Here is a 19206-nt window from a genome sequence, read left to right on the forward strand (position 1 = left end):
GCGCCGGGAGGCACGGCGGTCGGGTCGAACGCGGCCCGGCGCCGCTGACTGGCGCGCACGACGAACGGCGCGAGCCTGAAAGTGCGTAGGATCGTCAATCGGGCCGGAAAACGCAAGCCGACCGCATTGCATGGCGCGGGTTCCGGCGGCTTTTGACAAAGAATGTCATGGCCGTCCGGCCGATGCGCGCGGTGCGCGAGGCCGGCTGCTGCGGCGTGCTGCTCGCGTTCGGCTTTCCGCGTGTGCGACTGGATGCGCCGCGCGATTCGACACCGCGCACGCGAACGCCGTATCGAACGTTCGCGTGCGCGCCGTCGGCGGTTCGCTTATGCGCCGGACTTGCCCGTCGCGCCGGCGTCGCCGCCGGCCGTCGGGTTGGCCGGGCACGGCACGACCGGCGCGGCGGCCGTCTTGCCGCCGGACGCGGCCGCCGCGCCGCGGCGGGCGGCCATCGCACGCACGGCGTCCGCGGCCTGCGCGGCAATCACGTCGAGCGCGCGCCGGTGGCCGGCGACGAGCGCGTCGTAGCCGTCCGCGACCGGTTCCGCGACGCTCGTGCGGCAGGTCATCACGGCCTGCGAGGCGAGCGAGCGCACGCTCCAGACGGCGTCGATCGCCGCGCGCTTGCCCGGCCACGACTCGAAGCGCTGCACGTTCACGCTGATGCGGTACACGGGCACGCCGGCCGGATACGCGGAATTCGCGACGTCGATCGTGCCCAGCTGCGCGGCCAGATCGTCCGACAGCGCGCGGCGGATCTCGTCGGCGGGCGGCGACGCCCAGCGTTCCTGCTCGAGCACGTCGACCTGCGCGGCGTTCTTCTGCACGACCAGCTGGCTCTTCGCGACCTGCTCGGGCACGCCGACCGACGGCACCTCGATCAGGAACGCCGGGTTGGCCGGTGCGGTGCGCAGCGGCGCCGCGGCGTCGGCCGGGCTGAGCGTGTAGAACCGCGCGGGCGGCGAGCTGCACGCGGCGAGCGCGAGTGCGGCGAAGACTGCCGCCGCGCCGCTCGCGAAACCGTTCACGCGTGTCGTCATTGTTTATCTCCTGGCTTGCCCTTGAGCAGCGATTCGGGGTGGCGCTCCAGATAATCGGCGAGCGCGTTCAGCGATTGCAGCGTGCGCGTGAGCTCCTTCAGCGCGCCGCGCACGTCGGACTGCAGCGGCGAATCCTGCTGCAGCGTCGCTTCGGCGGTCGAGAAGGTCTGCTTCGCGGCCGACAGCGTGTCGCGCGCTTCCGGCGCGACCTGCGTGTCGAGCTGCTTGAACAGCTTGTCGGCGTTCGACAGCGCGCTGTTCAGGTTCGCGCCGATCTGGTCGAACGGCACCTTGTCGAGCTTCTTCGCGATGTCGGCGACCTGCAGCTGCAGCTCGTCGAGCGTGTTCGGCACGGTCGGCAGCTCGAGCGGCTGGCGGGCCGTGTCGATCTTCACGGCCGGCGCCTTCGGGAAGAAGTCGAGTGCGACGTACAACTGGCTCGTCAGCAGGTTGCCGGTGCGCAGCTGGCCGCGCAGCCCGTGCTGGACGAGCCGCTCGACGATCTCGCGCCGCGCCGGTTCGCCCTTGCTCTCGATCGTCTCGCGGAAGCGGCGGCCGAGGCGTTCCGGATACACGTTGATCGTCACCGGCATCAGGAAGTTCTTCGTCTTCGGATCGAAGTCGATGCCGATGTTCGTCACTTCGCCGAGCACGATGCCGCGGAAATCGACCGGCGCGCCGACGGCGAGCCCGCGCAGCGACTGGTTGAAGTTCATCACGACCTGCAGCGGCTGGCCGTCCGGGTCGCGCATCGCGTCGCCCTCGTCGGAGCCGAGACGGAACGTCGTGTTGTTCGGCGCGGTCGTGCCGGTGCCCTGGTTCGGCGGCGTCTGGAACGCGATGCCGCCGAGGATCACGGTCGCGAGCGACTGCGTGTTCAGCTTCAGGCCGCTCGAATCGAGCCGCAGATCGACGCCGCTCGCCTGCCACCAGCGCGTGTTCAGCCCGACGTACTGGTCGTACGGCGCATTGACGAACACGTTGAACGTCACGCCGGTGCCGTCCTTGTCGAGCGAGAAGCCGACCACCTGGCCGACCTGCACGCGGCGGTAGTAGACCGGCGAGCCGATGTCGACCGAGCCGAGCGAATCGCCGCGCAGCACGTACTGCGTGCCTTTCTGGTCGCCCGTGACGGCGGGCGGCGTCTCGAGGCCGGTGAAGTCGGTCAGCGTGTCCTGGCCGTGACCCGCGTCGACGCCGATGTACGCGCCGGACAGCAGCGTGCCGAGCCCCGACACGCCGGTCGCGCCGACGCGCGGCCGCACGATCCAGAAGCGCGAGCCCTTGACCGCGAAATCCTCGGCCTCCTTCTTGAGCTGCACCTGGACCAGCACGCGCGACAGGTCTTTCGACAGCTTGATCGTCTTGACCGTGCCGATCTCGACGTCCTTGTACTTGACCTGGGTCTTGCCCGGCTCGAGCCCTTCGGCGCTATGGAAGCTGATCGTGATTTCCGGGCCGCGCTCGCGCACGGACTTGATCACGAGGCCGATGCCGATCAGCGCGGCGATCAGCGGCACGAGCCAGACGAGCGACGGCAGCCAGCCGCTTTTCGTCGAGATCGTCGGATCGGGCGGCCGGGGCGCGTCGTGCTGCGGGCCTTGTGGACTATTCATGGTGATTCCCTGAGGTTTCGACTGGATCCCAGATCAGGCGGGGATCGAACTGCATCGACGCGAGCATCGTCAGGATCACGACCGAGCCGAACGCGAGCGCGCCGGGGCCGGCCGTGATGACGGCGAGCGAACGGAAATGGACGAGCGCGACGGTCAGCGTCACGACGAAGATGTCGAGCATCGACCAGCGGCCGATGCGCTCGACGATCCGGTAGAGGCGCGTGCGCTGCAGCGGCCGCCACGCGGCGCGGCGCTGCGCGCTGGTGACGAGGATCGTCAGCACGCCGAGCTTGAGCATCGGCACGAGGATGCTGGCGACGAACACGACGACGGCGAGCGGCCAGTCCCCGGACGTCCAGAAATAGATGACGCCGCTCATGATCGTGTCCTGCTGCGACCCGACGATCGACGACGTGCGCATGATCGGCAGCAGGTTCGCCGGAATGTAGAGGATCGCGGCTGCGAGCAGCAGCGCCCACGTGCGCATGATGCTGTTCGGCGTGCGCACGTGCAGCGCGCTGCCGCAGCGCGCGCAATGCGCGTGCGGCTGGTCGATCGTCTGCACGAGCCCGCACGCGTGGCAGCTGGCATAGCCCTCGCGGGCGGCGGTCGGCGTGGGGCGCGTCATCGGCGGGGCGCGTCCGGCAGCGGCGCGGCGGGGTCGGGCCGCCCGGGCGTGCGGCCGGCGCGCAGGTCGTCGGCGATGTCCCACACCGTGCGCGGGTCGAACATCAGCACGACGGCGGTCATCAGCGTGAGCGCGCCGAACGCGAACAGCGCCGCGTCGGGCACGACGCGCGCGAGGCTCACCATCTTCACGATCGTGACCACGATGCCGAGCATGAACACCTCGATCATCCCCCACGGCCGCACGAACTGGATCGTGCGCAGCACGAGGTTGAGGCCGGGCGGCACGACGCCGCGGCGGAGCGGCAGCAGCACGTAAAGCAGCGCGGCCATCTCGACGAGCGGGAACAGCACGGTCGAGCAGAACACCATCACGCCGACGATCGCCATGTCCTGATGCCACAGCGTGTCGATCGCGCCGATCAGCGTCGTCTGCACGCGCGTGCCGTTCAGGTCCATTTCGAGGATCGGGAACGTCTGCGCGATGATGAACGTGACGAGCGCCGCGACCGCGAGCGCGGTGATGCGCTCGATCTGCGTGGTGCTGTTGCGATAGAGCAGCGCGTCGCAGCGCGGACAGCGCGCGATCTCGCGGCCGGCGAGGCGCGGTTTATGCAACAGTGCGTCGCATTCGTGGCAGGCAATCAGGTCGTATCGTTGCATGGAAAAGGCGGTGTCGCGACGGCCGGGGGAACGCGTCGACGGGGCCGGAACCCGCGCCAATCTTACCAAAAGGGCTTTTTCGGTGGGTCAAGGATCGCGAGTTGCGTGACCGGTCGGTAACATGGCGGGAAGCCGTCAGCCGGCTGGCGCGCCTGTCCTCAGAGTCCGCGCGCGTCAAAAGGTTGCGGTAGCATGGCGCCCTTGACGTGCGTCGGACGAATTGACCGGCGCAGCCGTTCGCTGAACTGAGGAACCCAAGATGGCATCGAAATCGCCGCCGGCCGTGCCGGCACGCTACGCGCACACCGCGATCGCACTGCACTGGCTGATCGCGCTGCTGATCGTCTGCGGCTTCGCGCTCGGCTGGGTGATGACGGACATCCCCGGCTTCACGCCGACCAAGCTGAAGTACTTCTCGTGGCACAAGTGGATCGGCGTGACGGTGTTCGCGCTGGCCGTCGTGCGCGTGCTGTGGCGGGCGACCCACGTGCCGCCGCCGCTGCCGGGCAACACGCCGGCGTGGCAGCGCGCGGCGTCGCACGGCGTGCACATGCTGCTGTACGTGCTGATGATCGTGATCCCGGCGACGGGCTACCTGTACAGCTCGGCGTCGAACATCCCGGTCGTCTATCTCGGCATCGTGCCGCTGCCGCGCCTGATCGACCCCGATCCGGCGCTCAAGGAAACCTTCAAGACGCTGCACGTGTCTTTGAATTACATTCTGCTTGCGCTCGTCGCGATGCACGTGCTCGCGGCGCTCAAGCACCAGCTGTTGGACCGCGATGGCCTGCTGTCGCGCATGCTTCCCTTTGCCAAATGAAGGATCCCATGAAAGTGTCTTTCTCCCGCTCCATGCTGACCGCGTTCGCCGCGGCGGCGCTTGTCGCGTCGGGCGCGGCGCATGCCGACGTCGATCTCGCGAAGAGCAAGGTGTCCGCCGTGTCGAAGCAGATGAACGTGCCGACCGAAGGCGCGTTCAAGAAGTTTTCCGCGCAGGTGAAGTTCGACCCGGCGAAAGCGGCGCAGGGCAGCGCGCAAATGACGATCGACGTCGCGAGCTTCGACCTCGGCGACAAGATGTACAACGACCAGGTCGCCGGCAAGGACTGGTTCGACGCGAAGACCTATCCGCAGGCGACCTTCGTGTCGTCGGCGATCGCGCCGGCCGGCGGCAACAAGTACAACGTGACCGGCAAGCTGACGATCAAGGGCAAGGCCGAGACCGTCACGGTGCCCGTCACGGTCGCGCAGAACGGCGCGACGCAGACGTTCGACGGCGTACTGCCGATCAAGCGTTCGGCCTTCAACGTCGGCACCGGCGAGTGGAAGGACACGTCGATCGTCGCGGACGAAGTGCAGATCAAGTTCCATCTCGTTGCCACGAAGTAAGCGGCGGGTTGCCGCGTCAACTGAATGCCGCGCGAGGGCGCGGCGCCGTTCCCAGGAGAAAAAGTTTGAAAAAGCATCTGATCATCGCCGCCGGCGCGCTGGCCGCTTCGCTGTCGTTCTCGGCCTTCGCCGAAAGCGCGACCTACCAGTTCGACCCGAGCCACACGTACCCGAGCTTCGAGGCTGACCACTTCGGCGGCCTGTCGGTCTGGCGCGGCAAGTTCGACAAGTCGAGCGGCACCGTGACGCTCGATCGCGCGGCGAAGACCGGCACGGTCGACGTGACGACCGACATCGCGTCGATCCACACGGGCAGCGCGAAGCTCGACGAGCACCTGCAGACGGCCGAATTCTTCGATGCGGCGAAGTTCCCGCAGGCGAACTACAAGGGCACGATCAAGTTCGACGGCGACAAGCCGGTGTCGGTGGTCGGCAACCTGACGCTGCATGGCGTCACGAAGCCGCTGACGCTGAAGATCGATTCGTTCAAGTGCATGCCGCACCCGATGCTCAAGCGTGAAGTGTGCGGCGTCGACGCGGTCGGCGAATTCAGCCGCGACGATTTCGGCCTCGACTACGGCAAGCAGTACGGCTTCAAGATGAAGACGAAGCTGCTGATCACGGCCGAAGCGGTCAAGCAGCAGTAAGATTCGCTGGCGAGGCCGGCCGTCGCGCCGGCCGCCGCGGGCCAACCGCCGCGCTCCCGTTACCGGGGCGCGGCGGTTTTTTTGCGCGCCTATAATCGCCCGAGCGCCGCATGTGGCCAAGCGGATCGCGCAGCGCCGGGCAGGCCGACGGCGCGACGGCGGCCGCCCCGAACAGAACGTACAACGACAAGGAGATCGCCGATGCATGCCGTCACGCAGTCCAGCTCCATTGCCTCGTCGCCGCGCGTGTGGCGCGCGGTGGTCGCCGCATCGATCGGCAACGCGCTCGAGTGGTTCGATCTCGTCGTCTACGGCTTTTTCGCGGTGACGATCTCGAAGCTGTTCTTCCCGGCCGGCAGCGACACCGTGTCGCTGCTGCTCACGCTCGGCACGTTCGGCGTGTCGTTCTTCATGCGCCCGCTCGGCGCGATCGTGCTCGGCGCGTATGCCGACCGCGCGGGCCGCAAGGCCGCGCTCACGCTGTCGATCCTGCTGATGATGGCCGGCACGCTGATCATCGCGGTGCTGCCGACCTACGGGACGATCGGCGTCGCCGCGCCGCTGATCCTCGTCGCCGCGCGGCTGATGCAGGGCTTCTCGGCCGGCGGCGAGTTCGGCAGCGCGACCGCGTTCCTCGCCGAGCACGTGCCGGGCCGGCGCGGCTTCTTCGCGAGCTGGCAGGTCGCGAGCCAGGGGCTCACGACACTGCTCGCCGCGGGCTTCGGCACCGTGCTGAACGCGCAACTCACGGCCGACCAGATGGCGTCGTGGGGCTGGCGCGTGCCGTTCTTCTTCGGGCTGTTGCTCGGGCCGGTCGCGTACTACATCCGCACCAAGGTCGACGAGACGCCCGAATTCCTCGCGGCCGAAGGCACCGCGAACCCGCTGCGCGATACGTTCGCGACGCACAAGGCGCGTCTCGTGGCCGCGATGGGCGTGGTCGTGCTCGGCACCGTCGCGACCTATCTCGTGCTGTTCATGCCGACCTACGGCGTGAAGCAGCTCGGCCTCGCGCCGTCCGCCGCATTCGCCGCGATCCTCGTGGTCGGCGTGATCCAGATGGCGTTCGCGCCGCTCGTCGGCCACTGGTCGGATCGTTACGGCCGCGTGCGCGTGATGATCGCGCCGGCCGTCGGCATTCTCGTGCTGATCTACCCGGCGTTCGCGTATCTCGTCGCGCATCCGGGCTTCGGCACGCTGATCGCGCTGCAGGTGCTGCTCGCGTTCCTGATGACCGGCTACTTCGCGGCGCTGCCGGGGCTGTTGTCCGAAGTGTTCCCGGTGCAGACGCGCACGACCGGGATGTCGCTCGCGTACAACGTCGCGGTGACGATCTTCGGCGGCTTCGGGCCGTTCATCATCGCGTGGCTGATCCGCGAGACGGGGATGAAGACCGCGCCGAGCTTCTACCTGATGTTCGCGGCCGTGCTGAGCCTCGCGGCGCTGGTCGTGCTGCGGCGGCGGTTCGGGTTTCGGTGAAACGGGGCGGGCGGCGCGTCAGTTGTCGCCGCGCTCGCATACCGGCTGCGCCGGCATCAATTGCGCGGGCGCGGCGATGGTCCGCACCGGGCGGCCGGCGAGCGCATTGAGCGCCTGCCGGAGCTGCCAGTCCGCGGCCGTGCCGAAGGCGCGCTGCGGCAGCACCGCGCTCCTTGCCGTATCGACCTTCGCGCGCACGCGCTCGTCGCGCCGCCTCTGCCGCGCCTTGCGCACCTGCGCGAACGGATCGGGCGCTTGCCGGTCCGCGTACGGCGCGCGCGAGAGATCGACTTCGCGATACCACAGCAACACGCCGTCGACGTCCGCATCTTGGCGCGGCGGCACGAGCCAGTTCGGTACGACGCCGTAACCATCCATCGGGCAGCCGTTCGGCCGCAGGTTGCGCGCGAACGTGAAATTCAGGCGCGTGCCGTCGATCAGGTCGACGCCCGTCTGCGCGAGCCCTTTCCCGTAGGTCGGCATGCCGAGCAGTTGCGCGCGGCCGAGATCCTTCAGCGCCGCCGCGGTTGCTTCGGCGGCCGACGCGCTCTGCCCGTCGACGAGCACGACGAGCGGCACGGTGCGCCACCAGTCGTCGGCCTGCAGCGGCGCGAGCGGATCCTGCCCGCGCATGACGGGCAGTTCGTAGTCGGGCCAGTTGGTCGTGTAGCGGCGGCGGTGCGTGCCGTCGCGCTCGACCGTCACCATCGCGGTGCGGTCGCGTCCCGCGAACAGCGCGGTGATGCCGATCGCCGCATTGAGCGCGCCGCCGCCGTTGATGCGCAGGTCGAGGATCAGCTGTTTCACCGGCGGGCCCGCGCGGCGCGCGGCCTGCACCGCGTCGATATAGTCGCCGACCGCCGGCTCCGGGAAGCTCGACAGCCGCGTGTACAGGACGTCGCCGTCGAGCCGCTTCGCGGTCGCCGGATGCGGTTTGACGATCGCGCGCACGGGCGCGAAGCTCAGCACCGCATGCGTCGGGCCGCGCTGCACCGTGAGCTTCAGCGGCACGCCCGCGTCGCCCTTCGTGAGCTTCGTCAGCGCGCTGCCGTCGAGGCCGACGACGCTCTTGTCGTTCATCGCGACGACGAGATCGTCGGGCCGCACGCCGGCCTTTTCGGCCGGCGCATCGGGAATCACGTCGATGATGTGCAGCCCGTCGGGCCGCGTCTCGAACACGATCCCGATGCCCGGCGTGCCGTCGCGCGCGCGCCGCTCGTCGTCGCGCCGTTCCTGCTCTTCCTTCGCGTTGAAGAAGCGCGCGTACGGCAGCGTCTTGATGCCTTCGTGGGTGGCGGCGTCGAGTAGCGCGCCGATGTCGACGTCGGTCAGGTGTTGCCGCTTCAGCACTTCGACGGCCGCCTTCAGTTCGCAGAGTTGCCGCTCCCAGTCGGGCGGGCAGGGCGACGGCGGTTGGGTGGCGGGCACCGAAGCGGCGGCGGGTGAAGCGGCAGGCAGCGAAGCGGCGGCGGGTGAAGCGGCAGGCAGCGAAGCGGCGGGCGGCGCGGATGCCGGTTGCGCACCGACGAGCGGCGCATACGGGAACGTGGCCGCGGCGGCTGCGCAGACGACGAGGCGACGAACGACAGGCATGGGAAGCATCATCGGAACCGCACGTTCGGACGGGTGACGAGGGGGCTTGCCCGGTTCACGCGCGCGGCCGGCATGCGGCGGGGCAGGGCGGTGACGATTGTAGCCGACGCCCGCGACGGCGCCGCTCGAGCCGTTTGCGTGCCGCTCGGCGGCGGCCCGCCCATAAAAAAACCGGCCCAAACGGGCCGGTTTTGCTTCGATGCCGAAACGGCGTGGCGCTCAAACCTGCGCGCCCGCGTTCGGATCGTCCGGATCGTGCGCGGTCTTCTTGTCCTTGATCAGGTCTTCGCGCTTGATGCCGAGCCACATCGCGAGCGAGCCCGCGACGAACACCGACGAGTAGATGCCGAACATGATGCCGACCGTCAGCGCGAGCGCGAAGTAGTGCAGCGTCGGGCCGCCGAAGAAGAACATCGACAGCACCATCATTTCCGTCGACGTGTGCGTGATGATCGTGCGCGACATCGTGGTCGTGATCGCGTGGTTGATCACTTCCTGCACGCTCATCTTGCGTTCGCGGCGGAACGTTTCCCGGATCCGGTCGAAGATGACGACCGACTCGTTGACCGAGTAGCCGAGCACCGCGAGGATCGCCGCGAGCACCGCCAGCGAGAACTCCCACTGGAAGAACGCGAAGAAGCCGAGAATGATCACGACGTCGTGCAGGTTGGCGATGATGCCCGCCACCGCGTACTTCCATTCGAAGCGGAACGACAGGTAGATCACGATGCCGATCACGACGCATGCGAGCGCGAGCAGCCCGTCGGTCGCGAGCTCGCGGCCGACCTGCGGGCCGACGAACTCGACGCGCTGCAGCGTGACGTCCGGGCTCTGCGCCTTCAGCGCGCCCATCACCTGGTCGCTCTGCTGCGCGGACGTGAGGCCTTCCTTCAGCTGCAGGCGGATCAGCACGTTGCGCGACGTGCCGAAGTTCTGCACCTGCGCGTCGGCGTAGCCGAGCTTGCCGAGCGTCGCGCGCACGGGCTCGAGCTCCGCGGCCTGCTGGTACTGCACCTCGATCACCGTCCCGCCGGTGAATTCGACGGACAGGTGCAGCCCGCGGTGGAACAGGAAGAACACGGCGGCGAGGAACGTGACCAGCGAGATCACGTTGAACACCAGCGCGTGCCGCATGAACGGAATGTCTTTACGGATGCGGAAAAATTCCATGGTTTCGTCTCCGGGGCCTTATTGGGTCGAGCCCGGTTTCTTCGGCGACACGCGTTGCTGCGCACGGTTGCGCAACTGCGGCTTGCCGGCGCGCGGCACGTTGCCCTTCGCCGGGGCGGCGAGCTTCGCGGCGCGCGCGGTGTCGGTCGATTCGTCCGCGTCGGTGAACGACGCGGCGGCCGCCGCGCCTTCCGGCTTCCACACCTGGCCGATCGCGAGCGACTTCAGTTTCTTGCGGCCGCCGTACCAGAGGTTGACGATCCCGCGCGAGAAGAACACCGCGGAGAACATCGACGTCAGGATGCCGAGGCAGTGCACGATCGCGAACGCGCGAACCGGGCCCGAGCCGAACGCGAGCAGCGCGAGGCCGGCGATCAGCGTCGTGACGTTCGAGTCGAGAATCGTCGCCCATGCATGCGCGTAGCCGGCCTGGATCGCGAGCTGCGGCGGCTGGCCGGCGCGCAGTTCTTCACGCACGCGCTCGTTGATCAGCACGTTCGAGTCGATCGCCATACCGAGCGCGAGCGCGATGGCCGCGATACCGGGCAGCGTCAGCGTCGCCTGCATCAGCGACAGCACGGCGACGAGCAGCAGCAGGTTCACCGACAGGCCGATCACCGACACCACGCCGAACAGCATGTAGTACGCGATCATGAACACGGCGATCGCGCAGAAGCCCCAGATCACCGAGTGGATGCCCATCTTGATGTTGTCCGCGCCGAGGCTCGGGCCGATCGTGCGTTCCTCGATGATGTCCATCGGCGCGGCGAGCGAACCGGCGCGCAGTAGCAGCGCGAGGTCGGCCGCGGCCTGCGGCGTCGGTTGGCCCGTGATCTGGAAGCGGTCGCCGAGTTCGGACTGGATCGTCGCGACCGTCAGCACTTCGCCCTTGCCCTTCTCGAACAGCACCATCGCCATCGGCTTGCCGATGTTCTCGCGCGACACCGTGCGCACCGCGCGGCCACCCGCGGAATCGAGGCGGATGTTGACCGACGGACGCTGGTGTTCGTCGAAGCCGGCCGATGCGTCGATGATGCGGTCGCCGGTGAAGATCACGTCCTTCTTCAGCAGCACGGGCGCCTGGTTGCCTTGCGTGAACAGCTCCTCGCCCGGCGGCACGGGGTCGTTCGGGTTCGGGTGCGTGTTGATCGGGTCGGCGAGGCGCGCCTCGAGCGTCGCGGTGCGGCCGATGATGTCCTTCGCCTTCGCGGTGTCCTGCACGCCCGGCAGTTCGACGACGATGCGGTCGCTGCCTTGCTGCTGCAGGATCGGCTCGGACACGCCGAGCTCGTTCACGCGGTTGTGGAGCGTCGTCAGGTTCTGCTTGAGCGCGGCGTCCTCGACGGCCTTCTGCACGGCCGGCGTGAACGTGCCGACGACTTGCGTGCCGCCGCCGCCGGGCTGGGTCGCCCATTGCAGCTCGGTGATCGACGCGGCGAGCGCCTTGCGGGCGTCTTCCGCCGTCTGCGCGTCGCTGAAGTTGACGACCACGGACTGCTCGACGCGGCTCACGCCGCCGTCGCGGATGTTCTTGTCGCGCAGCAGCGTGCGCGCGTCGGACGCGTCGGAGTCGAGCTTCTTCGTGAGCGCGCCCGTCATGTCGACCTGGAGCAGGAAGTGCACACCGCCGCGCAGGTCGAGGCCGAGATACATCGGCAGCGCGTGCAGCGCGGTCAGCCAGCGCGGCGACGCGCTCTGCAGGTTCAGTGCGACGACGTACTGCGGATCGTTCGGGTCGGTGTTCAGCGATTTCTGCAGCAGGTCCTTGACGCGCAGCTGCGTATCGGTGTCCTTCAGGCGCACGCGGATGTTCGCGCCGGTCGCCGTGTTCTCGAAGGTGATGTCGTCCGGCTTGATCTGCGCGGACGCGAGCGCCGATTCGACCTGGGTCAGCGTGGTCGAGTCGAGCTTGACCGTGGCCTTGCCGCTCGACACCTGCACCGCCGGCGCTTCGCCGAAGAAGTTGGGCAATGTGTACAGAAGGCCGATGGCGAGCGCCACGACCATCACGACATATTTCCAGAGTGGGTAACGATTCATGAGGGGGCCGAACGGGTGGTTGGCGTGAAAGCGTCGCGTCCGGCGCCGCGGCGGCCCGCTCTCTCAGGCGGGCACGTCGCGGGGAGCCGGACGCTCGGTGTAAGCCTTACAGCGACTTGATCGTGCCCTTCGGCAGAATGGTCGTGACGGCAGCCTTCTGCACGGTGATTTCGGTGCCTTCGGCGATTTCGACGCCGATGTAGCCTTCGGTGACCTTCGTCACCTTGCCGACGAGGCCGCCGCTCGTGACGACTTCGTCGCCCTTCGCCATGGCCGCGAGCATGTTGCGGTGTTCCTTCTGGCGCTTCATCTGCGGACGAATCATGATGAAGTACAGCACCGCGAACATCAGGATGAGCGGCAGGAAGCTCATCAGGCTCGATTCGGCGCCACCGGCACCTTGCGCGAAGGCATTGGAAATGAACGGCACGTTGGTCTCTCCGTAGGGGAAGATCGAAAAATAAGCCGGTTATTCTACCACCGGCCCCATGCGCAAACGGCGCAGCAAATGCGCTTGCGGATCAAGCTGTTAAAGCATGATCCGATACCGTTGCGACTTATCTGGAAAGGCAATTGTAATGTTTGGCGGCCCCGTCCGGCGGTTGGATCGGGTTTTTTGGTGCGTGTCCCATTGGATACGGCTTTCTTTTAGGTCGTGTCCTATGGGGCGGCCCGTCAGTCGACCCCTCTGGCCCGATCCTCCGCGAAGCGCTGCCGGAATGCGTCGAACGTATGCGTCTCGATCGCGTCGCGGATCTCGCTCATCAGCTGCAGGTAGTAGTGCAGGTTGTGGATCGTGTTCAGCTGTGCGCCGAGGATCTCGCCGACCCGGTGCAGGTGATGCAGGTAGCCGCGCGAGAAATTCTGGCAGGTGTAGCACGAGCAGGTCGAATCGAGCGGCTTCAGCGAATTCTTGTGCGTTGCGTTACGGATCTTCACGTCGCCGAAGCGCGTGAAGAGCCAGCCGTTGCGCGCGTTGCGGGTCGGCATCACGCAGTCGAACATGTCGATGCCGTTCGCGACGCCCTCGACCAGGTCCTCCGGCGTGCCGACGCCCATCAGGTAGTGCGGCTTGTTGGCCGGCAGCTTCGGGCCCACGTGGCGCAGCACGCGCATCATGTCTTCCTTCGGCTCGCCCACCGACAGCCCGCCGATCGCGAGGCCGTGGAAGCCGAGTTCGGCGAGACCCGCGAGCGATTCGTCGCGCAGGTCCTCGAACATCCCGCCCTGGACGATCCCGAACAGCGCGTTCGGGTTGCCGAGCCGGTCGAATTCGTCGAGCGAGCGCTTCGCCCAGCGCAGCGACATGCGCATCGAGTCGGCCGCTTCCTTGTGCGTGGTCGGCACGCCGTTGGTCGCGTACGGCGTGCATTCGTCGAACTGCATCACGATGTCCGAGTTCAGCACCTTCTGGATCTGCATCGACACTTCCGGCGACAGGAACAGCTTGTCGCCGTTGATCGGCGACGCGAACGTGACGCCGTCCTCGGTGATCTTGCGCAGGTCGCCGAGCGAGAACACCTGGAAGCCGCCCGAGTCGGTCAGGATCGGCTTGTTCCAGCCCATGAAGCCGTGCAGGCCGCCGTGCGCGTCGATCGTGTCGAGGCCCGGGCGCAGCCACAGGTGGAACGTGTTGCCGAGGATGATCTGGGCCTTGATCTCGTGCAGCTCGCGCGGCTGGATCGCCTTCACGGTGCCGTACGTGCCGACCGGCATGAAGATGGGCGTCTCGACCGTGCCGTGATTGAGCTTCACGCGGCCGCGGCGCGCGTGGCCGTCGGTCGTCAGCAATTCGAATTCGAGCCCGTTGGCCGGGCGGTCCTGCACGGGGGCGTGCGGATGAGCGTGCGTATCGTGGGATGAGCCTTCGGTCATCGCGTCATTCTCCTTGCCACCGAAGAACAGTTCGGCGCATGTTGGAAACACCGCCGGGCAGCCGGCGGCGGGGAAAGCGGGTGCGCGCCATCGTAGCGCGTACGGCGGGAAAACGGGGTAACAGCGCGAGGCGCGACCGCGCGGCGCGCAACGGCTGCTGGCAATCGCAGGCCGGTGCGTGATCGTGCCCGCCGCGCTTACGCGCCCGGCGCCTCCGGCGTGTCGCGCCGCGTGAGCAGCATCGCGTCGCCGTAGCTGAAGAACCGGTAGCGTTCGGCGATCGCGTGCCGGTACGCGGCGCGGATCGTCTCGACGCCCGCGAACGCGGACACCAGCATCAGCAGCGTCGATTTCGGCAGGTGGAAATTCGTGACGAGCCGGTCGACCACGCGGAAACGGTAGCCGGGCGTGATGAAGATGTCGGTTTCGGCCTGCGTCGCCGCGAGCGCGCGGCCCGCTTCGTCGGCACTGCGCGCCGCGGCTTCGAGCGCGCGCATCGACGTCGTGCCGACCGCGATCACGTTGCCGCCGCGTGCGCGGGTCGCGGCGATCCTGTCGACGAGCGACTGCGGCAGGTCGTACCACTCGCTGTGCATCTTGTGCTCGGCGATGTTGTCGACGCGCACCGGCTGGAACGTGCCGGCGCCGACGTGCAGCGTCAGCGTCGCGCGCTCGACGCCCATCGCGTCGAGCTTCTCCAGCAGCGGCTGATCGAAATGCAGCCCGGCCGTAGGCGCTGCGACCGCGCCCGGATTGCTCGCGTAGACAGTCTGGTAGCGCGTTTCGTCGGTCGCGTCGGGATCGTGCTCGATATACGGCGGCAGCGGCAGGCGGCCGTACTGTTCGATCAGGTCCAGGCACGGCGCGGGGAAGTGCAGCGTGAAGAACGGCTCGACGCGCTCGCCGACCGTCACGTCGAACGCGTCGGCCAGACGCAGCGTCGTGCCGGCGCCCGGCGACTTGCTCGCGCGGATCTGCGCGAGCGCCGTGTGCGTGCCGGTCACGCGCTCGATCAGTACCTCGATCTTGCCGCCGCTGGCCTTCTGGCCGAAGAAACGCGCCTTCAGCACCTTGGTATCGTTGAACACGAGCAGGTCGCCGGGCGCGATGCACGACGGCAGCTCGGCGAAATGGCGGTCGACGAGGCGTGCGGGCTCGACGGTGCGATCCACCTCGAGCAGGCGGCTCGCGGTGCGATCGGGCAGCGCGGTTTGTGCAATCAGCTCGGGCGGCAGATTGAAATCGAAATCGGAAAGCGTGAACATGCGGGCTGGTTCGAAGCGGCCGGCGGGCGTCGCCGGCAGGGCGGAAACGCGTAATTGGGGCGCGCGAGCCGCTATGATGACGGGATGCGCGGCCTGGCCGGCGTCGTTCGTTCGGACGACGTGAAAGCCGCTATTGTACTTGCCTTGCGAAGCACCCAGACGATCCGATGCCTGTGTCACCACGCCGTTCCCCCGCTGCCGTTGCCGATTCCGCCGATCCGTTCGACGCGGACGATGCCGCCACGCCCGCGCCGGCCGCATCGGGCCCCGGCGCGCGCCGCGCCGGCCCGAAGCGCGGCGCCGACGGCCGGCTCGCGCAGCCTGCGGCCGCCGCGCCCGACGCCGACGGCGCCGCCGCGAGCGACGAAGCCGGCGCGGCCGGTGCGAAGCGCAAGAAAAAGGCAGTCGCCGACAAGCCCGTGAAAACCGCCGACAAGCTCGCGAAGCTCGGCCTCACGCGTTCGATCGATCTCGTGCTGCACCTGCCGATGCGCTATGAGGACGAAACCACGCTCACGCCGATCGGCGAACTGCTGCCGGGCGGCATCGCGCAGACCGAAGGCGTCGTGTTCGACAACGAGGTCACATTCCGGCCGCGCCGCCAGCTCGTCGTGAAGATCCAGGACGACGACGGCGAGCAGCTCGTGCTGCGCTTCCTGAATTTCTACGGGTCGCAGGTCAAGCAGATGGCCGTCGGCCAGCGGCTGCGCGTGCGCGGCGACGTGCGCGGCGGCTTCTTCGGGATGGAAATGGTGCATCCGGCCGTGCGCGTCGTCGAAGCCGATGCGCCGCTGCCGCAGGTGCTCACGCCCGTCTATCCGAGTACGGCCGGCGTGTCGCAGGCGTATCTGCGCAAGGCGATCGAGAACGCGGTCGAACGCACGCCGCTGCCCGAACTGCTGCCGCCCGAGATCCAGCGCGATTACCTGAAGCCGCTCGACGTGCCGTCGCTCGAGCAGGCCGTGCGCATCCTGCACCACCCGCGCGTCGATTCGGACGAAGCCGCGCTGATGGACGGCTCGCATCCTGCGTGGACGCGCATCAAGTTCGAGGAGCTGCTCGCGCAGCAGCTGTCGCTGAAGCGGGCGCACGAGGAGCGCCGCACGCGCGCCGCGCCCGCGATGCCGCGCCGCACCGCGACCGATGCCGACGCACTGACCACGCGCTTTTACGCGGCGCTGCCGTTCACGCTGACGGGCGCGCAGGCGCGCGTCGTCGACGAGATCGCGCACGACCTCACGCTCGCGCACCCGATGCAGCGGCTGCTGCAGGGCGACGTCGGCAGCGGCAAGACGGTCGTCGCGGCGCTGGCCGCCACGCAGGCGATCGACGCCGGCTACCAGGCCGCGCTGATGGCCCCGACCGAAATCCTCGCGGAACAGCACGCGCGCAAGCTGCGCGCATGGCTCGAGCCGCTCGGCGTCACGGTGGCGTGGCTCGCGGGCAGCCTGAAAGCGAAGGAGAAACGCGCGGCGATCGAGGCGGCCGCGCTCGGCACCGCGCAGCTCGTGATCGGCACGCACGCGATCATCCAGGACACGGTCGAATTCGCGCGGCTCGGCCTCGTGATCGTCGACGAGCAGCACCGCTTCGGCGTCGAGCAGCGTCTCGCGCTGCGCGCGAAGGCCGCGAATGCGGCCAACGGCGCGCGCGACTTCCAGCCGCACCAGCTGATGATGTCGGCCACGCCGATTCCGCGCACGCTCGCGATGACGTACTACGCGGATCTCGAGGTGTCGACGATCGACGAGCTGCCGCCGGGTCGCACGCCGGTGCTGACGCGGCTGGTGGGCGACGCGCGGCGCGACGAGGTGATCGCCCGCGTGCGCGAGGCCGCGCTGACCGGGCGCCAGGTGTACTGGGTGTGCCCGCTGATCGAGGAGAGCGAGACGCTGCAACTGCAGACGGCCGTCGAAACCTACGAGACGCTGGCCGCGGCGCTGCCCGAGTTGAAGGTCGGCCTCGTGCATGGCCGGCTGTCGCCGGCCGACAAGGCGGCCGTGATGGACGCGTTCACGCGCAACGAAGTGCAGCTGCTGGTCGCGACGACCGTGATCGAGGTCGGCGTCGACGTGCCGAACGCGTCGCTGATGGTCATCGAGCACGCCGAGCGTTTCGGCCTCGCGCAGCTGCACCAGTTGCGCGGCCGCGTCGGGCGCGGCACCGCGGCGTCGGTGTGCGTGCTGCTGTACACCGGGCCGCTGTCGATCGCGGGCCGCGAGCGGTTGAAGACGATGCGCGAGACGACCGACGGCTTCGAGATCGCGCGGCGCGACCTCGAAATCCGCGGCCCCGGCGAATTCCTCGGCGCGCGCCAGTCGGGCGCGGCGATGCTGCGCTTCGCGAACCTCGAGACCGACGGCTGGCTGATCGATCCGGCCCGCGAGGCCGCCGCGCGGCTGATTGCCGCGTATCCGGAGGTCGTCACCCAGCATCTCGCGCGCTGGCTCGGCGCACGCGAGCAGTACCTGAAAGCCTGATCGACCGGCCCTGGGGCCGGATCGAAAGCCGCCACGAAAGCCGCCACTCGACGCATCGCGATGCAGAGAAACTTGGCGAACCGGTGCCAACCGGTGTATAAATTAAACCTATCGCCTGTATATCCCTGATTGACCCACAATGACCCTGACTGAATTGAAGTACATCGTCGCGGTCGCGCGCGAGCGGCATTTCGGCCGCGCGGCCGAAGCGTGCTTCGTGAGCCAGCCGACGCTGTCGGTGGCGATCAAGAAGCTCGAAGACGAGCTCAACGTGCAGATTTTCGAGCGCGGCGCGAGCGAAGTGAGCGTGACGCCGATCGGCGACCAGATCGTCACCCAGGCGCAGCGCGTGCTCGAGCAGACCTTCGCGATCAAGGAGATCGCGAAGCAGGGCAAGGACCCGCTCGTCGGCCCGTTCCGCCTCGGCGTGATCTACACGATCGGGCCGTACCTGCTGCCGACGCTCGTCAAGCAGATGATCCAGCGTGTTCCGCAGATGCCGCTGATGCTGCAGGAGAACTACACGCTGAAGCTGCTCGAACTGCTGAAGCAGGGCGAGATCGACGCCGCGATCATGGCGCTGCCGTTCCCCGAAACCGGCCTGATGGTGCGGCCGCTGTACGACGAGCCGTTCGTCGTCGCGCTGCCGGCCGGCCACCCGTGGGAGAAGCGCGACGAAATCGACGCCGAGGACCTGAAGCAGGAAACCATGCTGCTGCTCGGCAACGGCCACTGCTTCCGCGATCACGTGCTCGGCGTGTGCCCGGAACTGATGCGCTTCTCGCAGACGGCCGACGGCATCCAGAAGACCTTCGAGGGCTCGTCGCTCGAAACCATTCGCCACATGGTCGCGAGCGGCGTCGGCATCACCGTGCTGCCGCGGATGTCGGTCGCCGAGGTCGGCCCGCGCGCGAACGGGCCCGACGCCGAGCTGTTGTCGTACGTGCCGTTCAACGAACCGGTGCCCGACCGCCGCGTGGTGCTCGTGTGGCGCAAGAGCTTCACGCGGATGCCCGCGATCGACGCGATCAGCGACGCGATCGCCGCATGCGAGTTGCCGGGTGTCGCGAAGCTCGACATGCCGGCCACGATGAACTGACGCGCTGGCGCAGGCGTGTGTGGCAGCGTGATGAACGGGGTCGTGCGACCCCGTTTATTTTTCCCTATCGCATAGATGAAATTTATCAAATTCAAATAATTGATAGATATAGATAGAATCCTCTCCATGGATCGGCGTCGCGCCGACGTTCGGGATGCAGGTTGAATGCAAGCGTCAAAGGAGGATGTCATGATGCGGTCGGTATTGCAGCACGCGCAGCGGA

16 protein-coding genes are annotated in these 19206 nt (G+C 68.0%); 6 read left to right on the forward strand and 10 right to left on the reverse strand.

Features of this window, described 5'->3' with window-relative positions:
• Window positions 1-326: 326 nt before the first annotated feature.
• Genes J8I33_RS10880 through J8I33_RS10895 form a run of 4 tightly spaced genes read right to left on the reverse strand, consistent with a single transcriptional unit; the run spans window position 327 to window position 3946 of the window.
• Window positions 327-1040 (reverse strand): PqiC family protein, encoded by a 714-nt coding sequence (locus J8I33_RS10880; protein ID WP_209935444.1) that lies wholly within the window; start codon window positions 1038-1040, stop codon window positions 327-329.
• A complete protein-coding gene (locus tag J8I33_RS10885; protein ID WP_050011799.1) occupies window positions 1037-2656 on the reverse strand; it encodes an MlaD family protein in 1620 nt (539 codons plus the stop codon). Before J8I33_RS10885 ends, J8I33_RS10880 begins: the two co-directional genes overlap by 4 nt.
• Window positions 2649-3284 carry a paraquat-inducible protein A gene (locus J8I33_RS10890; RefSeq protein ID WP_050011798.1) on the reverse strand — a complete coding sequence of 212 codons (636 nt, stop codon included), beginning with the start codon at window positions 3282-3284 and terminating at the stop codon, window positions 2649-2651. Before J8I33_RS10890 ends, J8I33_RS10885 begins: the two co-directional genes overlap by 8 nt.
• Window positions 3281-3946, reverse strand: a complete 666-nt coding sequence (locus tag J8I33_RS10895) for a paraquat-inducible protein A (RefSeq protein ID WP_050011797.1) — start codon at window positions 3944-3946, stop codon at window positions 3281-3283. The genes J8I33_RS10890 and J8I33_RS10895 overlap by 4 nt, the downstream gene beginning before the upstream one ends.
• 259 nt (window positions 3947-4205) lie before the next feature.
• Between J8I33_RS10895 and J8I33_RS10900 the strand changes: the two genes are divergently transcribed.
• The 4 genes from J8I33_RS10900 (at window position 4206) to J8I33_RS10915 (ending at window position 7461) form a co-directional block, all read left to right on the forward strand.
• Window positions 4206-4766, forward strand: a complete 561-nt coding sequence (locus tag J8I33_RS10900; protein ID WP_209935450.1) for a cytochrome b — start codon at window positions 4206-4208, stop codon at window positions 4764-4766.
• Between the two features lie 8 nt (window positions 4767-4774).
• Complete coding sequence (locus J8I33_RS10905) at window positions 4775-5335, forward strand: YceI family protein (protein ID WP_006482463.1); 561 nt, start codon at window positions 4775-4777, stop codon at window positions 5333-5335.
• A 65-nt stretch (window positions 5336-5400) separates the two neighbouring features.
• A complete protein-coding gene (locus J8I33_RS10910; protein ID WP_006476873.1) occupies window positions 5401-5982 on the forward strand; it encodes a YceI family protein in 582 nt (193 codons plus the stop codon).
• A 201-nt stretch (window positions 5983-6183) separates the two neighbouring features.
• Complete coding sequence (locus tag J8I33_RS10915) at window positions 6184-7461, forward strand: MFS transporter (protein ID WP_124555644.1); 1278 nt, start codon at window positions 6184-6186, stop codon at window positions 7459-7461.
• Between the two features lie 18 nt (window positions 7462-7479).
• Here J8I33_RS10915 and J8I33_RS10920 read toward each other — a convergent pair whose 3' ends face one another.
• From J8I33_RS10920 to queA, 6 genes are all read right to left on the reverse strand, one after another.
• Complete coding sequence (locus tag J8I33_RS10920; protein ID WP_245171846.1) at window positions 7480-9054, reverse strand: S41 family peptidase; 1575 nt, start codon at window positions 9052-9054, stop codon at window positions 7480-7482.
• Window positions 9055-9273: 219 nt separating this feature from the next.
• Entirely contained in the window at window positions 9274-10224 is a 951-nt protein-coding gene (gene secF, locus J8I33_RS10925) for a protein translocase subunit SecF (protein ID WP_050011793.1), read from the reverse strand.
• Window positions 10225-10242: 18 nt separating this feature from the next.
• Window positions 10243-12264 (reverse strand): protein translocase subunit SecD, encoded by a 2022-nt coding sequence (secD, locus tag J8I33_RS10930; RefSeq protein WP_124630594.1) that lies wholly within the window; start codon window positions 12262-12264, stop codon window positions 10243-10245.
• 106 nt (window positions 12265-12370) lie between these two features.
• Complete coding sequence (gene yajC, locus J8I33_RS10935; protein WP_006476868.1) at window positions 12371-12694, reverse strand: preprotein translocase subunit YajC; 324 nt, start codon at window positions 12692-12694, stop codon at window positions 12371-12373.
• 245 nt (window positions 12695-12939) lie between these two features.
• A complete protein-coding gene (gene tgt / locus J8I33_RS10940) occupies window positions 12940-14139 on the reverse strand; it encodes a tRNA guanosine(34) transglycosylase Tgt (RefSeq protein ID WP_209935456.1) in 1200 nt (399 codons plus the stop codon).
• 197 nt (window positions 14140-14336) lie between these two features.
• Complete coding sequence (gene queA, locus J8I33_RS10945; RefSeq protein ID WP_124637976.1) at window positions 14337-15404, reverse strand: tRNA preQ1(34) S-adenosylmethionine ribosyltransferase-isomerase QueA; 1068 nt, start codon at window positions 15402-15404, stop codon at window positions 14337-14339.
• A gap of 167 nt (window positions 15405-15571) precedes the next feature.
• On the opposite strand from queA, the gene recG reads away from it, so the two are divergent.
• Window positions 15572-17884, forward strand: a complete 2313-nt coding sequence (gene recG, locus J8I33_RS10950) for an ATP-dependent DNA helicase RecG (RefSeq protein WP_209935462.1) — start codon at window positions 15572-15574, stop codon at window positions 17882-17884.
• A 139-nt stretch (window positions 17885-18023) separates the two neighbouring features.
• Entirely contained in the window at window positions 18024-18983 is a 960-nt protein-coding gene (locus tag J8I33_RS10955; protein WP_006476864.1) for a LysR substrate-binding domain-containing protein, read from the forward strand.
• The last annotated feature ends 223 nt before the right edge of the window (window positions 18984-19206 follow it).

It is taken from the genome of Burkholderia sp. AcTa6-5 (assembly GCF_017815075.1).
GTDB classification, from domain to species: domain Bacteria; phylum Pseudomonadota; class Gammaproteobacteria; order Burkholderiales; family Burkholderiaceae; genus Burkholderia; species Burkholderia sola.

What these genes read in the sequence shown, in the direction of transcription:
- J8I33_RS10880 (WP_209935444.1), bottom strand. Translation starts at nt 1,040, where the DNA reads ATGACGACACGCGTGAACGGTTTCGCGAGCGGCGCGGCGGCAGTCTTC.
- J8I33_RS10885 (WP_050011799.1), bottom strand. Translation starts at nt 2,656, where the DNA reads ATGAATAGTCCACAAGGCCCGCAGCACGACGCGCCCCGGCCGCCCGAT.
- J8I33_RS10890 (WP_050011798.1), bottom strand. Translation starts at nt 3,284, where the DNA reads ATGACGCGCCCCACGCCGACCGCCGCCCGCGAGGGCTATGCCAGCTGC.
- J8I33_RS10895 (WP_050011797.1), bottom strand. Translation starts at nt 3,946, where the DNA reads ATGCAACGATACGACCTGATTGCCTGCCACGAATGCGACGCACTGTTG.
- J8I33_RS10900 (WP_209935450.1), top strand. Translation starts at nt 4,206, where the DNA reads ATGGCATCGAAATCGCCGCCGGCCGTGCCGGCACGCTACGCGCACACC.
- J8I33_RS10905 (WP_006482463.1), top strand. Translation starts at nt 4,775, where the DNA reads ATGAAAGTGTCTTTCTCCCGCTCCATGCTGACCGCGTTCGCCGCGGCG.
- J8I33_RS10915 (WP_124555644.1), top strand. Translation starts at nt 6,184, where the DNA reads ATGCATGCCGTCACGCAGTCCAGCTCCATTGCCTCGTCGCCGCGCGTG.
- J8I33_RS10920 (WP_245171846.1), bottom strand. Translation starts at nt 9,054, where the DNA reads ATGCCTGTCGTTCGTCGCCTCGTCGTCTGCGCAGCCGCCGCGGCCACG.
- secF (WP_050011793.1), bottom strand. Translation starts at nt 10,224, where the DNA reads ATGGAATTTTTCCGCATCCGTAAAGACATTCCGTTCATGCGGCACGCG.
- secD (WP_124630594.1), bottom strand. Translation starts at nt 12,264, where the DNA reads ATGAATCGTTACCCACTCTGGAAATATGTCGTGATGGTCGTGGCGCTC.
- tgt (WP_209935456.1), bottom strand. Translation starts at nt 14,139, where the DNA reads ATGACCGAAGGCTCATCCCACGATACGCACGCTCATCCGCACGCCCCC.
- queA (WP_124637976.1), bottom strand. Translation starts at nt 15,404, where the DNA reads ATGTTCACGCTTTCCGATTTCGATTTCAATCTGCCGCCCGAGCTGATT.
- recG (WP_209935462.1), top strand. Translation starts at nt 15,572, where the DNA reads ATGCCTGTGTCACCACGCCGTTCCCCCGCTGCCGTTGCCGATTCCGCC.
- J8I33_RS10955 (WP_006476864.1), top strand. Translation starts at nt 18,024, where the DNA reads ATGACCCTGACTGAATTGAAGTACATCGTCGCGGTCGCGCGCGAGCGG.